The following is a 14347-nucleotide window of genomic DNA, read 5'->3' as shown; positions in this document are numbered from 1 at the left end:
TGCTAGACCTGAAGTTCATCTTCTGTTCAATCATACTAGCGACGATTTATCTCATCTTCCGAAGTCACCTTTAGTCCCCTTCGGCGTTACGTTCACCTCGACGGCAACAAGGCTTTCGCCTTCTGCGATCGTGATTTCTGAGACGGGGCTAGGCGGATTGAACTCGTCATTGTAGTCGATCATCACCTCCAGCATGCACTCGAGTACTTCCTCAGCATGTTTGACGGATTCTAATAGTGTCTCTCCATCGGTATAAACATTCTCTAAATCAGGAAATCGGACTAAAAAGCCTCCATCCTCCAAGTCAGGAGTGATGACCGCATAATATTTAAACTTTTGCATGGATGTTCCTCCTCGATGAATAAGTTTGGGTCGTCAGTTAGTCATGTGGGACGCATACAGACTTATGACGGAAATTAATTATGTTAATATACAAAATGTAACATATGAATTTCGTGACACGCAAAGAATCAATTTTATGGCTCATCTTAAACCTAAATCCTTTCAAGACCTGCCGAATGAGATAGTTTACAGTTTGAAGACACAATCCCTCTTCGTCGATGTACTAAACGCACGAAGCTATTGCTATCACCTGTATCGTCAAAATTCGACACTCGTAACATGTTTGACACATCAAAATAGCGATTGAATTGACAGAATAATCTGCTATATTCTAACTATCACCAGGAAGACATTGTCATAAAGCAGTTCTCGAAGGAAAGGAGCATGTGTATGTACCGATTCGGAGAGTGGCTACGGCGCGAGCGTCTGGAACATGGTTGGAGTCAGGTAGAGTTGGCGGAGAGAACGTACGGCGAAATCTCACAGGCGACCATCAGCGCCTATGAAAGAAGTCGTTCTATCCCTTCGATTCTCGACGTCAAAATACTCGCGACAGCCTGCGAACAGACACTGGGATCCATCCCTTGGGATGAGTTCGACCTGAGGATGGAGAAGAAACGGAACTGGTCGCATCTGAAGCAGGAACGTTTCAATCTAGCAGAACTCCCGTTAGCGGATTCCATCCGTACGTTCGATGGCAAGACATACCAACTGCACGGGCGAATCGCAATCGAACAAGAAAGCAATGAGACTCAAGAAATCGCACAACTCTATTATCGGATCCGGACCGTCGTCGGGGAGAATCGAGTCATCGCAAAACGGAAACATCCGGATGACGAACTGATTCACGTCTCACGTCGCAGACTGGTCCATCACTGAGACATCCATGTGCATCTATCTACTTATGAAACCTACCAACAATTAAGAAGAGGAATTGATGACCGTAGCAGCATATCGCTAAGGACAGTCCTTCCAATCATATATCGGCGTGTCCCTCACGTGTGATCGGGTGAGCGGGATATACGCAGAAATGGTTCGGCGAGAGTCGCCTAAAACTCGCCCACAGGTCACATGTTCGTTGAGGGTCAGCGAAAAACCCTAGACAGATGCCCGGTACCGGACATCAGAGTTCGTGGGAGAACGTGCTCCAAACCCACCGCCCTGCTCGACTCCGACTGTCCTTAAGGATGTGCTGCTGCGCATCGACCTCAAGGAAGGAGTGTATGTTATGCCGACACGTGAACAGAAGCAGAACAAGACCTTTGCTGAGAAATTGCTCCGAATCCAAGGGAAAGACTATGAGGAGTGGCTCGACGCCCAACATCAAGTCGTCATCCAGGAGAACCAGGAACTGATTTTAGAAGCGCTCGACTCGAAACTGAACTTTATATCACCTGCAGCCACTTCACGGGATTGAGAGGAGGAAAACAGATGGGATTGAATGAGACAGGACTCAGCTTACTCCAGTTCTTTCAAGGACTCGCCGTCATCGCGGCAGCAATCGCCTTCGCAGTTGGTGGCTTCTACTTCATCTTCGGGGGAGATCGTGGACGCTCGAAAGCGGTCGGTTGGCTCGTCGGTGGTGCCGTCGGTCTGATCATCGTCATGGGTGCCTTCACACTGGCGGAGATGGTCAACGACAACATCAAATTCTAACTGAACAAGTGATCTCACAGACCGTCATTCCAAAATGGATGGTTTTTTTATTGTCTTCGTTAAGATGTCTTGCTTCAAAGGAGGAGAATACATGCTCTTTGTTCGTTTCACGGATGTACCAAAAGAAGTAGTATTGCCGAACTACGAGCGTCTCCCGTATGAGGAGGCGCTTTTATTATCGACACGAATCCATCAAGAGGCACAACAAACGAACGAACGATTCGCGAGTGAGTTCCGGATTTTCGATGATGACGACCAGCTCGTCTATAAGGGAACATTCCAGTTCGGTGACACGACCTATCAGAATCTCTATTTGCAGCTGAAAGACCGGATTCCACGCATACGGATACGGAAGGAGGATGCGACGAAGAAAATCCTGTTACACGAGAACTTAGAACGGTTGACGCCAGAGACTTACAAGACGATGGTGACCGAAGCAGCGACTCGAAATAACACGGATGCGACACACATATCCCGCTTACGTCGTGGACAACGTCGCATCGTCTATGGTGCCAGTGGTGTGAGCCTGCTGCTCCTCGGCGCGCTGATCGTGGTCCGGCTCGTGCAGCCGGACCCTCCGAGCGGCGTCCGAGCTGAAGCGTCAGGTTGGCGACCTCTTTATGAAGCAGCACTGACCGGTGAGACGGGTCCACTCGTCGAGAATCTTGAAAAACGACAGTCGTTGAACGATGAACAACAGCAATTCCTGATCACGCACTATGTCGAAGAACAGGACTACGACCAAGCGGTCTCCGTGACGAAGGATCCGATCGATGTGGAGACGATCATCATGCAGTCGAAGCGATTCGCGACCAATCGTCAGGATACGTTGCATGCCTTCCAAGCCGTCCATCCGACGGACGAAGGGACGTTCGACCTTGCCATCCTACAGAAAGACTATAGACGTGCCGTCTCGCTCACGGACGTCGAGATGACGACCGTACGTCAGGAATCCAGAACACGTGCCTACATCGCACTGAAGGATGTGACGAAGGCGAAGGAGAGCGTCCGGACGGTCCAGGACGAGAAGCTGAAGGAACAAGTGGCGACATTCGTCCGATTGGATGAAGAAATCAAAGCGCTCGAGGATCAAAAGCGACAGTTATCGGAGAAGGAGGACAAAGAAGCACTCGAAAAGCTGAACGAGTCGCTCGAAGCGAAGCAAAGACAAGCCTCTTCTCTTCTTTAACGAAAGTGTGGTGACTGAAATAATGATGAATTTCTCACTTCGTTCTCTTGTTACCTCCGCTTGGCTGTGGCGATGTCTTGCCTTTTTGATTGCTTTACCCATTGTATTGTTCTTAGTACTCAATGTGGCGTTTCAGTTCCTGCAACAGACAGTCCAAAATCTCTTTCAGGATGGGAAGTTAACGACCGGATCCCCGCTACAGTACGATCCGAATTGGTGGACGACGCTTGCCTGGTCGACCTCCATCGCTTTCGCTTTGTTCGGTGTCTGCTTCCTCTTAGGAGGATTTCTCTTATTAAAGTATTGGCTCAACTTCCGCGATCTCAAAGCAGCACAAAAAGGAAGTGCCCGCTTCACGACGTTCCAAGAGCTGAAACAGCAGTATCGCGATGTTCCGGACCGTAAAGAGACCTATAGCGGATCTGGTGGTGTCCCGGTCGGTCGCCATCGTGACCGTCTCTACATCGATGATAGTGCTGTCAACAATCTCGTTATCGGGACGACACGATCCGGGAAGGGTGAGACGTTCGTCTTCTCGACGATCGATCTCTACAGTCGTGCGGAGCGTCAAGCAAGTTTGATCATCAATGATCCAAAAGGTGAACTATTCGCTGCCTCTAAAGAGACACTCGAAACACGCGGCTATCAGGTCGAGGTCCTGAATCTGATGAACCCGTCGCAATCAATGTCCTACAACCTGTTACAGCTGACGATCGACGCTTATTTGGACGAGAACTACTCTCTCGCCCAACAGTATGCCCGTTCGGTCGCCTATATGCTTTACCATGACCCGAAGGCAAAGGATCCGTTCTGGAGCAACTCATCGACGGACCTTTGCACCGCTTTGATTCTCGGATTATGCGAACAAGCAAAACATGAACCGGAGAAGATCACGATGTATAACGTCGCTTTGATGTTATCCGATCTCGGCTCACGCACAGTCATCGATGGAATGGGACGGGAACAATCGGCACTCGATGCTTTCTTCGCATCGTTTCCGGAGAATCATCCGGCACGTATGCAATACGCGACACTGCACTTCTCCGGTGGGCAGACGCGCGCGAGCATCCTCGCCAATACCAACGCCAAGCTCGGGATCTTTACGCTTGATGCGACGGCACGTTTGACGGCACAGAACTCCCTTGATATGAAATTGATTGGTTTCAATCGTTGGATTCGTGGACGTGCCCTTCCCTTGTCACGGTTGACGTTCTACTTTCCAAGCGGAAAACAACTCGCCTTGACGACGGATGACGACGGAAGTTTTGTACTCCATCACGAAGAAAACCTCGAAGTGGATACTGATATCACCGTAGAAAGTGAAGGACAGCAGTACATCGTGTCACTCTCAGGTCAGAGAGACGAGACGGACGGTCTCTTCGACTGGACGACGGATGCACCGATTGACATCCGGGAGATTCGACAGCATCCGCGCCCCGTCGCCGTGTTCCTGATTGTTCCGGATTACGATCCGACGCTGAACGTCATCGCCTCGCTGTACGTTAAGCAAGTCTATACCTCCCTCGCTCGCGTCGCCTCGCAAGCGACGAGCGGACGTTGTGAACGCCAGGTCATCTTCCTACTCGACGAATTTGGGAACATGCCAGCGATTGAAGGGATGGCGAACATCATCACCGTCTGTCTCGGTCGGAACATTCGTTTCAACCTCGTCATCCAGTCCTACGCACAACTCGAGAACCTCTACGGAGAGGATTGGAAAACAATTGACGGAAACTGCGGAAACACGCACTACCTACTGACAGCAGATGAGTCGACGGCAGAATTGATTTCGAAGAAGCTCGGGGAGCAGACGATTGTCACGAAATCACGTTCCGGACAGACGTTCTCGCTCTCAAAGTCGAAGACAGAGAGTGTCGATGGTCGACGCTTGCTGACGGCAACCGAGGTGATGGGACTGAAGGAAGGCGAGATGTTGATTATCCGTGTCATCAAGCGACAAGACAAACAACAGAATCGGATCCAGTCTTATCCCCTGTTCCTGACCGGACGGACGGCGATGAAATACCGCTATGAATACTTGGCGGATGACTTCAACACGGACCGTTCCATCAACGACCTCGTCATTCCCTGTGCACATGCGCATCTCGACCTGAATACGCTTCGTGTCTCCTTTCATCTCGGCGCCTCAGTTGCCTCCAAGATTAATGAGACAGATGAGGAGAGAACAAATGAAACAGAATGGCGCGTTTGCGATGTCCTGCAGCCGAAAATCCTGCGCTCGATCTTCGAGACGACAGAATACGATACGTTACCGATTGATCTGTTCGAACAAGGCATCCTAGATAAGACAATTCCTGTGACCGACAACCAGCGCCATTTCTTGAAGACGATCATCAGCAAACGACTCGAGAAACTTCGTCATGGCGTCTAAGGAGGGCATCAAATGACAGAACTGACACGCACCGAACGCGTCCAGCGTGAACTCCGCGTCATCGCAACCATCATCAAGGAGAATAAAAAGCGTCTCCGCCGCGGTGAAGTCTTGAATATCCAGACCCGGGACGGCTTTCTCGTTGTATTTGAGGAAGAAGACCCAGACTCAGGCGACCGAAAAACTGTTACGCTTATAGACACATTCGATTTCCGGGTTCACGTCAGTAATGGTGATTTAACGGATCCGGAACAGGTGTCATCATAGGAAAAGGGGTGGAGGCATGCAAGCGAAACGAGTACTCTCCGGACTATTGATTTCCTCTGCGTTACTTTTGGTCGGTTGTAGTGAAGAAACGTCGAAGAATACATTAACTCAGATAAAAGATTCTGAAGTTGATAAGATGATGAATGGTAAAAAAGACGGTATTTTATTAGTCGTAAAAGAAACTGATGGAGAATTCGAGAGTTACGTCAATAAGATTAAAAATATCTCTGAAGAAAAGAACACATCAGTAAAGATGTACAATACATTCCAACCTGATGGAAAAGAATTAGTTAATAGAGATACTTTCGAATACACATCCGAATTAAAAGGAGAGCGTCTGTACTTCATTAAGGATGGTAAAGTACAAGACGAATTAAATATTAATGTTCTTACTGGAACTCAACTGAACGATGAAGTCGAAAAATTTATTGATCAGAACAGTTAATAAGGAGTGAATCTTATGACAGATTCCGAGCTAATTTCAAAGTTCAAAGACCTTGAGGATGTTTTTAATCTCAGTAATCTTGTAAATGATGCGCTAAGGACTGTTGGATGGATATTAGTTCGGGGACTTGCTGTCATAATTGATGGATTGGAAGAAGTAACGAACACTATCCTGTTAACAAAGACATTCTTTAATAATCCAGAAGTGGTTGAATTCGTTCAGACGATTCAACCTTTTTTGTACGTTCTTTTAGCTGGTAGCTTTTTATTTACAGGCTATCTGATCATTTTCCAAAAGAAATTTGACCGTGAAGGATTCTTGATCAATTTATTTATCACACTATTAATTCTTGGGTTACTTTCCCCGACCATGATAAAAGTGAATGATTTTTCTGATGAAGCGATTGCTCAAACTAAGTCCAGCGATCTGTATAGCGAAAATGACTCTACGATTTCAAATAAAATTTTGCTTCAGAACATTCATGACTTAGTACTCTACGACAAAAAAGAATTCAAAGTAGCTGATCAGAAAGAAAAAATGAACAACATTCCTGAATCGTTAGTAAAAAACCTGAGAGTCAATGAGGTATTTAATCAAAATGATTTTTCACTATCTGACACAGGAGTTAAACTTTCTGAGAGTTTTGTAATATGGGATGGACAAAAGGCTGTGTTAGGCGAACTTGATCAAAGCGGTGTTGAATGGAACAACCAGTACTACTATCGCTATCATCCGAACTGGCTGACGATCCTTGTCACGCTTGGCGTGATGGGCTTCACTCTTTTCTCGATTGCCTACAAGCTGGCTCGACTTTCGTTCGAGTTGGCTTTTAATTATGTTTTAGCGATTTTAGTCGCCCCTGCTGACTTACACAGCGGACAAAAGACGAAGAAGGTCATTCAAAGCATCCTGAATACATTCCTCGTCATTATCTTGATTTTCGTCTCGATCAAGCTCTACACGATTGGGACGGCTTATCTTGCTGATACACTCGATGGTCTTGCCTATTTGATCGCATTGATTGCTTTCTCTGCTGCCTTGATTGATGGACCGAACATGGTCGAACGCCTCTTCGGGATCGATGCGGGTCTGAAACGCGGGTGGGGTGTCGCACTTGGTGCGTATGCTGTTGGGAAAGGTACGGCAAAAGTCGGAGCTCGTGTCGCTGGACAGACGATAAAGAGGACATCACGCCCTACTCCATCCGCCTCAGAAGCTGCTAGCACAAAGTTACCACCGAATCCTCCATCAGGTGGTGGCACACCGACGGGGCGTCCGGATCGTTCGTCCGATAGTGTGCCAATACGTTCGCAAGCACCAGAGCGCACTTCACAATTAACCGGACAAGAGAACCAACGCATTGAATCAATTGATTTATCGACGCACGACACGAGTTCGGAGAGTCCGACTGCAACAACATCAAAAGAGTCCATGCCACGTCGTTTGGACGATGTCTCACCACAATCACTTGCGACTACTCCGCCATCATCGCAAACACCTGTTGCACAATCGAAGGTGCCCGATGGATCGATGAAGGAACAACCAGCTACATCACCTAATGCGTTCACTATCTCTGAAACAACTGTCGCATCACAGCCTACTTCATCGTCGAAACAACCCATTGGATCTCGTGCACCTAGTCCGACTTCTGTTCACTCAGGATCAACATCTGACATGAAACCTAATGTACTTGCACATTCTTCTAACACACCTGAAGACGAAACACCTACTATCTCCTCTTCAGGAGCGAGCAATTCTTCACCTTCTATCAATGAGTCGCAAGAGACATCATCCGGAACACAGCGGCAACGAAAGTCGATCTATCAGACACTCGAGACCACGACACAAAAAGAACTCAAGCATGTCGAACAAACACAGACACGCGTGACGTCAGAATCTTCCCGTATGTACTCGACCGATGTCCCGCGTCTAGACCCGAAAAAGGAGTGAGACCATGCAACAGCGCCAGTACCGGATTCCGAACGAAGTCACGACCGAGCTGAAGATCAATAAGATGCTCTATCTCTATGATTTACTGTTTCTCGTCGCTTTGATCATCGTCCGGTTGATTGCCCTGCCGTTCATCCCGGACGCCTTACATCTTCCATTCACATTCTTCCTGGTCGCGTTCGGACTCTTCCTCGTCATCCGCCCAACGACGAATCCAGAGAAACGGATGATTCACGTGCTCTATTACGCGCTGATGAAGAAGAAAGACACGTATATCGCATTGACAGACGGTAAGGACGGATCGAAAGGAGCGTGATGGCATGAGTTTATCGGAAGAGAAACGATCTAAAACAATTCCGACGACAGACATTACTTGGCTCGATGAGATGCAATTGACGACACCTCCAACACGGAAGGAAAAACGCATCCGGATCCCGCCTTCTGTCGCCTCTCTGCTACCAATCATTGATGCCACGGCGCTCGATGGGTTCGAGATGCAGGACGGGACATTCTGCGACATCATTCAGCTGACTTCAAAGGATATCTACGGGTTGTCCGAGACGGAGAAGGACCATGATATCTTCTCCCTCGCCTATCTGTTGCAGGCATATATTCATCCGTTGAAGGTGATTCCGCTCAATACACCGCTTAATTTGGAGAAACAGAAACAGCGCATCGAACGACAGCTACGGCAAAATCAAAACGTCGCCTATCGTCCGTTTTTGCAAAAGAAGAAGCAAGAATTGATCTACCTCGAGGAGCATCGCACCAATCGCGATTATCTCCTCTTTTTTTATGCCCCGGATGAGGCAATGCTACAGGAACGAAAGCATCAATTGACGAAACTGCTTCGACGCAGCAACCCGATGGTCGAACTGACACTCGAACAGAAAATCCATGTGTTGTTCCAGCTACACAACCCGAATACCAAACCGACTCAGGACGGAAAGGAGTGATGGCGTCATGTGGCGCACGCGTTTTCTACGGAAGCAGGACCCGGAAACGATCAAACGACAGAACGGATACAATCCAACGTTCATCCAAACCATCCAACCGCAAGGCGGACTCCGCTTCGAACCGAACTATGTCCGAACCGGTGACGGGTATCTCACCTGCCTTCACGTCTATAAGTATCAATCGACCGTCTATGACTTTTGGCTCGAACCCATCCTCAACCTCCCAGGTGTCCTGACGACGCTGGACATCGGGACGGCGGACAAACGGGAGATGATCCGGACGATCAATAAGTCGATGGCCGAGCAGAATACACGCTTCGAGAATGCGAAAGATAATGTCGACCGGATCGATGCGCGCGAGACGTATAAGGAACTGAACGAACTCTACGAACAGATTACGCAAGGCGAGACGATGAAATATCTGCACCTCCGGCTCTATGTCAAAGCAAAGACACTCGACACACTCGAACGCCAAGTCCAGGACGTGATGGAGGAACTGGAGGCACGGAACTTCCGCGCAACCGTCTTCTTGAACGAACAGGAATGGGAATGGCAGAGCCTGTTCCTCAGCTACGCGCAACAACAAAAACTACCCAATCGGCGTCGCGGCAAAGAGATTCCGTCGCTTTCGATTGCGGGAGGTTATCCATTCCACTTCACGTCGCTGCAGGATCCGACGGGGACCTACTACGGGACGACCGATACGAACGGGAGTGTCATCTTCGACTTGTTCCATAAAGACAAACAACGGAAGTTCTACAACGCCTTGATGATCGGCAAGATGGGCTCCGGGAAGTCGACGTTGCTCAAGAAGACGGTCCTCGATCAAGCGATCAAAGGGAATCACGTCCGCATCTTGGACGTGACAGGTGAGTTCTCTGACCTCGTCCGACAACTGGGTGGGAAGGAGATCGCGCTTGACGGTTCCGCCGGACGGATCAATCCACTCCATGTCTATAAGACGGTGACGCACACCGACGGTTCGGCGGATGAGGCGCTCTCGTTCATGCAACATTTATCGAAGATTGCGGTCTTCTATCACTACATCAATCCAGCAGCTACGCAAGAAGAAGCGAACGAGTTCGAAATTCTGCTCCGGCAACTCTATCTTGAGAAAGGGCTCTGGAACGTGGACGGTGACGCCCCAATCACGACGCACCCAGCAAACACCTATCCCGTCTTCTCCGACTTCTTAGCGCTCGTCCGCTCTGAATTGTATGCGGACGCCGCTCGGACGACAATCCGCGAGACGATTAGTACGAACCGTGTCCGCCGTCTTGAGAACATCGAGCTCGCCATCACGAATCTTGTCCACAACTACGGCAACATCTTCGACGGACACTCCTCGATTGAACGGTTCGATGAGGAAGCGATCGTCTCATTCCCACTACGTAACCTGACCAATCTGAAAGACGAAATCTTTCAGGCACAGGTCTTCAACCTGATGAACATGCTGTGGGACGGGATGATTCTTAATGGTGCCGGACAACTCCGCAGCTACAACCAGGGCGAGTTATTGATCGAGGATGCCTTCAAGTATCTGATTGTCATCGATGAGGCGCATCACCTGATCAATACGCGCGATATCGCGCAACCGGCAATCCTGTACCTACAACAATTCATGCGCGAAGCGCGGAAATACTTTGGCGGCATCTTCTTCGCCTCGCACTTGATCACGGACTTCGTTCCGACCGGCTCGAAGTCGGAGAACGCGGAAAACGTCAAGACGTTGTTCCAGTTGACGCAGTATAAATTCATCGGCGAGCAGGATGCCGAGAGCATCCCTACGATCCAGACCGTCTTCGACGGACAGTTGACGGAGAGTGAGACGCGGTTGATTCCGTCGCTCGAGACAGGACGGATCGTCCTCAGTATCTCCGGTGTGAAGACGTTGATTTTCGATGTCGATGTCTCACCCGAGGAGCTGACGTTGTTCGGAGGTGGTGCCTGATGTGGAGTACGGTCCGGCAGTCGGCACGTGTCGCCGTCCGGACGAAATGGCGACTCCTGACCTTAAAGTATCGTCTGATTGCTCTAGGAATCGCGCTTCTGCTTCTCCTACTAACCATCATCGTCGCAGGGATTCTCGATACGTTGACCGGGCTCGAGAATGAACAGGCGACGGAGACACCGATCGCTTACTCGGACGCGAGTCTACAAGTCAGTGATGATGTCCTGCAATACCGCGAAGCGATCGCGCGCGAACTGAAGAAAGAACAGCTCGAGGGACAGACGAACGTCGTCCTTGCATTGATGATGCAGGAAAGTGGTGGACGCGGGAACGATCCGATGCAAGCGAGTGAATCGAAGTGCGGACGGATTGGTTGTATCACCTCGCCCGACGAGAGCATTCGTTACGGCGTGAAGCACTTCGTTTCCGTCTTCCGGCAAGCGAACAAGGACGTCAAGTTGACGCTCCAGAGTTACAACTTCGGGGGTGGCTTCATTGATTACGTCCAAGAAAACGGGGGACGCTATACGAAACAACTCGCGATTTCCTTTTCCCAGATGATGTACCAACGCGTCAAGAAGAGCGGCATCTATCAATGCCATCGTCCGAGCGCGATTGAGCATCAAGCCTGTTATGGTGACATCGAATATGTCGATGCTGTCCTCCGTTATCTGACACCGACCGTACTAGCGGAAGGCAAGACAGGACCGATTAAAGGGAAACTTCATGCTCCGCTCGACATCCCACTGCAGATGACATCGGGTTTCGGGTCACGGATCGTTTTCGGAAAGACGGATATCCATACGGGCATCGATTTCAGTTGCCACGATACGGATACCGTCCACGCCGTCCGCTCCGGTACCGTCACCTATAGCGGTTTACGCGGACCGTATGGGCAACTGATTCAGATCAAACAAGGCGACTGGATCACCGCTTACGCCCACCTTTCTGCACGCCAGGTTAAGACGGGGCAAAAGATCGAAGCTGGACAAGCGATCGGGATGTGTGGGTCGACCGGACGTTCGACCGGGAATCATCTGCACATCGAATTTAAGACGAGTGATTGGTCCGGTCACATTGATCCGGCACCACTGTTTTCGCTATAGGGAGGGATGAACTATGGCATTGACGAGTCGTCATCTCCTATGGCTCGTGTTGTTCTGTCTGCTGCTGTCAATCAGTGCCAATGTCTATCAATATCGTTCGATGGCAGCAGATGAATCGCATCGAATCGTCGAGAAAGACGAGAAGAATGTGTTACCAAAAACGACGGTGTCAGATCCGTCCATCTCAACTAATGAACAAGAGCAAGAACAAAATTCAATCATTTCGAAGAGCGCGGAACGCTTTATCACGTTCGCCTTCACATGGGAGGATGGGACCTATCCAACACGCAAACGACAAGCCGATCAGTATATGTCGGAGTCCCTCAAACGGACGTTGTTCGCGAGTAGCGGAAGCGATGATAAGTTTTCCGCTTCCGTCTCTGGGATTGAAGTCTTTCCGCGTCACGACGATTCAGAACATTGTCTCGTCCGCTTCCAACGGACGTTGACGATTGATGCCAATGGTTACAAAGAGACATCTGAAGAATTAGTTGAACTGACGTTTATCTATCAAGGTGGACGTTACATCGTTGATCAGATGAAGAGTCTTCAAACGTCAGGAGGTGTCTAAATGCATCCAGGAAAACGAAAGACGTTGACCCGTGACTGGTCGCGCTTGTATCTCGGAACAGGACTGTTCTTCTTGATTGGTTTTCTGTTTTTCGGTTTCTCTTCCCTCTTCTTTGCTGAGGAACAACCAATCAATGCGACACCCATCGGCGAAGAAAAACGATTGACGAATGGACAGACCGTCACGCTTCTCGATTGGTCCCATGATGTGCAGCGGAAACAGATGCGCATCCGTCTTCAGTTCGACCAACCTCAAGACTACGCGTCGAAACTTGTGGCGCGAATCGCTTATAAGGAACGACCGACAGATGAGCAACACGTCCGTGTCGTCTATCAGCAGGACGAGCACTACGTCTTCGAAATCGAAGATGTACCGCGTGACTTCGACCAACTAGCACTCCGCTTGTATGTCGTTAAGCCTGAACAGTCACTTGAGAAACTGCTTGCTACGAAGCGAGAAGACGCGCTCGTCGAATCACTCTATATGGATCAGCGACGCGTCTTAAAGACATCACTTTCTGTTCAACAAGCGGACGATTATGCACAACTTTTTCTCGCTGACGAGCACCTGCAAAGTCAAAAACGAATCAAGAGAATGAAGCGTGAACAGACGGAACAAGCTTCCCTCATCCAACAGATCGAACAGGACATCGAGACGAAACAAGCCACTTTGCCCGACCTGACACTCGATGAACAAGTCGAACGTGAGGATGAAATCTTCAATCTGAAGCAGGACAAAGAAGACGCACTGTTAAGACAAACGGAATTGAAAAAACAACTTACGAAAGAAGAAAGAAGACAGGATCAGCTACTTGTTAAAGCACGTGAACTGAAATGGTAAGGTGGCAAACACCGTGCCAAAATGCCGTTTTTAGTGGCACGCGGTGTGACCTTTTGGCGATTTTGATGATATCAGGGAAACACTAGGCTCCGCCTAGGCTAGCACGCTGAGTGATAGCAGTTTCCCCTTATGCTCTTTTCACGATTTTAGGTCCATTTTGCTTTTTACGGTTTCTGATTTTTGGCTGGAGAACTTGATCGTTCTTCTATCTAGTCCAATAAAAAAACGAGCGTCGCGGCTCGTTGAATGTGTTCACGGATTATCTTTTTAACGACTCAAATACTTTCAACATGACATAAAACGAACCAAAACTGAAAGCTAATCCAAACAACGCGAGCACCCAAACCGACATCTTCCATCCCTCCTCTCATCCTTATACAGCATTCGGAAGAGTGAGGTTTCACCAAATGGAAAAATTTATTAATTCATACCGATTGATTCTTTTCTGCACTAGAAGCGTCACTCATATCAACTGAGACAGATTCACGTGTGCGTGTCTTCGCATACATGGCTTTTAATAGTTCGACGATCAAGGAGACGCTCACGGCTTCTCCAAGTGCGTAACTCTGTTCAATCATTGACTTCATGTTGTTCCCTCCTTTTCTTGTCTGATTGATATCACCTTTCTCACTTCTAATGACAGGAGGAACAAAAGAATTGTTCGGAAATTTTTTTATTTTTT

At 48.8% G+C, this 14347-nt stretch carries 16 protein-coding genes; 14 read left to right on the top strand and 2 right to left on the bottom strand.

The genetic code is table 11. The annotated features are described in order from the left end of the window. Positions 1 to 51: 51 nt before the first annotated feature. Complete coding sequence (locus tag ACN9MT_RS16325) at positions 52 to 342, bottom strand: type II toxin-antitoxin system HicB family antitoxin (protein WP_426273622.1); 291 nt, start codon at positions 340 to 342, stop codon at positions 52 to 54. 390 nt (positions 343 to 732) lie between these two features. Between ACN9MT_RS16325 and ACN9MT_RS16320 the strand changes: the two genes are divergently transcribed. From ACN9MT_RS16320 to ACN9MT_RS16255, 14 genes are all read left to right on the top strand, one after another. Next, positions 733 to 1221: a helix-turn-helix transcriptional regulator gene (locus ACN9MT_RS16320; RefSeq protein ID WP_214859023.1), complete on the top strand. Its 489-nt coding sequence runs from the start codon at positions 733 to 735 to the stop codon at positions 1219 to 1221. A 349-nt stretch (positions 1222 to 1570) separates the two neighbouring features. Further along, positions 1571 to 1759, top strand: coding sequence for a hypothetical protein (locus ACN9MT_RS16315; RefSeq protein WP_426273619.1), 189 nt, complete (start codon positions 1571 to 1573; stop codon positions 1757 to 1759). Positions 1760 to 1773: 14 nt separating this feature from the next. Then, the gene (locus ACN9MT_RS16310) at positions 1774 to 1998 is read left to right on the top strand and encodes a hypothetical protein (protein ID WP_050678812.1); all 225 of its coding nucleotides are present in this window, start codon (positions 1774 to 1776) and stop codon (positions 1996 to 1998) included. Between the two features lie 91 nt (positions 1999 to 2089). Further along, positions 2090 to 3187 (top strand): hypothetical protein, encoded by a 1098-nt coding sequence (locus ACN9MT_RS16305; RefSeq protein WP_426273617.1) that lies wholly within the window; start codon positions 2090 to 2092, stop codon positions 3185 to 3187. Between the two features lie 22 nt (positions 3188 to 3209). Then, positions 3210 to 5579 (top strand): VirD4-like conjugal transfer protein, CD1115 family, encoded by a 2370-nt coding sequence (locus ACN9MT_RS16300; RefSeq protein ID WP_426273615.1) that lies wholly within the window; start codon positions 3210 to 3212, stop codon positions 5577 to 5579. 12 nt (positions 5580 to 5591) lie between these two features. Beyond that, a complete protein-coding gene (locus tag ACN9MT_RS16295; protein WP_133208770.1) occupies positions 5592 to 5846 on the top strand; it encodes a hypothetical protein in 255 nt (84 codons plus the stop codon). Positions 5847 to 5862: 16 nt separating this feature from the next. Next, entirely contained in the window at positions 5863 to 6291 is a 429-nt protein-coding gene (locus ACN9MT_RS16290; RefSeq protein ID WP_119924056.1) for a hypothetical protein, read from the top strand. Positions 6292 to 6306: 15 nt separating this feature from the next. Further along, positions 6307 to 8241, top strand: coding sequence for a pLS20_p028 family conjugation system transmembrane protein (locus ACN9MT_RS16285; protein ID WP_119924057.1), 1935 nt, complete (start codon positions 6307 to 6309; stop codon positions 8239 to 8241). 4 nt (positions 8242 to 8245) lie between these two features. Further along, on the top strand, positions 8246 to 8557 hold the full coding sequence (locus ACN9MT_RS16280; RefSeq protein ID WP_029343412.1) for a DUF5592 family protein: 312 nt from the start codon (positions 8246 to 8248) through the stop codon (positions 8555 to 8557). A gap of 4 nt (positions 8558 to 8561) precedes the next feature. After that, positions 8562 to 9197 (top strand): hypothetical protein, encoded by a 636-nt coding sequence (locus ACN9MT_RS16275; RefSeq protein ID WP_426273612.1) that lies wholly within the window; start codon positions 8562 to 8564, stop codon positions 9195 to 9197. Between the two features lie 7 nt (positions 9198 to 9204). Then, positions 9205 to 11148 (top strand): VirB4 family type IV secretion system protein, encoded by a 1944-nt coding sequence (locus ACN9MT_RS16270; RefSeq protein ID WP_426273610.1) that lies wholly within the window; start codon positions 9205 to 9207, stop codon positions 11146 to 11148. Next, positions 11148 to 12254, top strand: a complete 1107-nt coding sequence (locus tag ACN9MT_RS16265) for a lysozyme family protein (protein ID WP_426273608.1) — start codon at positions 11148 to 11150, stop codon at positions 12252 to 12254. Before ACN9MT_RS16270 ends, ACN9MT_RS16265 begins: the two co-directional genes overlap by 1 nt. A gap of 13 nt (positions 12255 to 12267) precedes the next feature. Beyond that, entirely contained in the window at positions 12268 to 12825 is a 558-nt protein-coding gene (locus ACN9MT_RS16260; protein ID WP_426273607.1) for a hypothetical protein, read from the top strand. Beyond that, a complete protein-coding gene (locus ACN9MT_RS16255) occupies positions 12826 to 13665 on the top strand; it encodes a hypothetical protein (protein WP_426273605.1) in 840 nt (279 codons plus the stop codon). A 425-nt stretch (positions 13666 to 14090) separates the two neighbouring features. Here the strand turns inward: ACN9MT_RS16255 and ACN9MT_RS16250 are convergent, their stop codons facing one another. Further along, entirely contained in the window at positions 14091 to 14252 is a 162-nt protein-coding gene (locus ACN9MT_RS16250; RefSeq protein ID WP_426273603.1) for a hypothetical protein, read from the bottom strand. Between the last annotated feature and the right edge of the window lie 95 nt (positions 14253 to 14347).

The organism is Exiguobacterium sp. R-17 (assembly GCF_049913315.1).
GTDB lineage: Bacteria > Bacillota > Bacilli > Exiguobacteriales > Exiguobacteriaceae > Exiguobacterium_A.
The sequence above is the reverse complement of the archived record's forward strand: the minus strand, read 5'-3'. Positions and strand labels throughout refer to the sequence as shown.

Excerpts from the sequence above, each read along its gene's own strand:
- ACN9MT_RS16325 (WP_426273622.1), bottom strand. The coding sequence starts at position 342 with ATGCAAAAGTTTAAATATTATGCGGTCATCACTCCTGACTTGGAGGAT.
- ACN9MT_RS16320 (WP_214859023.1), top strand. The coding sequence starts at position 733 with ATGTACCGATTCGGAGAGTGGCTACGGCGCGAGCGTCTGGAACATGGT.
- ACN9MT_RS16315 (WP_426273619.1), top strand. The coding sequence starts at position 1,571 with ATGCCGACACGTGAACAGAAGCAGAACAAGACCTTTGCTGAGAAATTG.
- ACN9MT_RS16310 (WP_050678812.1), top strand. The coding sequence starts at position 1,774 with ATGGGATTGAATGAGACAGGACTCAGCTTACTCCAGTTCTTTCAAGGA.
- ACN9MT_RS16305 (WP_426273617.1), top strand. The coding sequence starts at position 2,090 with ATGCTCTTTGTTCGTTTCACGGATGTACCAAAAGAAGTAGTATTGCCG.
- ACN9MT_RS16300 (WP_426273615.1), top strand. The coding sequence starts at position 3,210 with ATGATGAATTTCTCACTTCGTTCTCTTGTTACCTCCGCTTGGCTGTGG.
- ACN9MT_RS16295 (WP_133208770.1), top strand. The coding sequence starts at position 5,592 with ATGACAGAACTGACACGCACCGAACGCGTCCAGCGTGAACTCCGCGTC.
- ACN9MT_RS16290 (WP_119924056.1), top strand. The coding sequence starts at position 5,863 with ATGCAAGCGAAACGAGTACTCTCCGGACTATTGATTTCCTCTGCGTTA.
- ACN9MT_RS16285 (WP_119924057.1), top strand. The coding sequence starts at position 6,307 with ATGACAGATTCCGAGCTAATTTCAAAGTTCAAAGACCTTGAGGATGTT.
- ACN9MT_RS16280 (WP_029343412.1), top strand. The coding sequence starts at position 8,246 with ATGCAACAGCGCCAGTACCGGATTCCGAACGAAGTCACGACCGAGCTG.
- ACN9MT_RS16275 (WP_426273612.1), top strand. The coding sequence starts at position 8,562 with ATGAGTTTATCGGAAGAGAAACGATCTAAAACAATTCCGACGACAGAC.
- ACN9MT_RS16270 (WP_426273610.1), top strand. The coding sequence starts at position 9,205 with ATGTGGCGCACGCGTTTTCTACGGAAGCAGGACCCGGAAACGATCAAA.
- ACN9MT_RS16265 (WP_426273608.1), top strand. The coding sequence starts at position 11,148 with ATGTGGAGTACGGTCCGGCAGTCGGCACGTGTCGCCGTCCGGACGAAA.
- ACN9MT_RS16260 (WP_426273607.1), top strand. The coding sequence starts at position 12,268 with ATGGCATTGACGAGTCGTCATCTCCTATGGCTCGTGTTGTTCTGTCTG.
- ACN9MT_RS16255 (WP_426273605.1), top strand. The coding sequence starts at position 12,826 with ATGCATCCAGGAAAACGAAAGACGTTGACCCGTGACTGGTCGCGCTTG.
- ACN9MT_RS16250 (WP_426273603.1), bottom strand. The coding sequence starts at position 14,252 with ATGAAGTCAATGATTGAACAGAGTTACGCACTTGGAGAAGCCGTGAGC.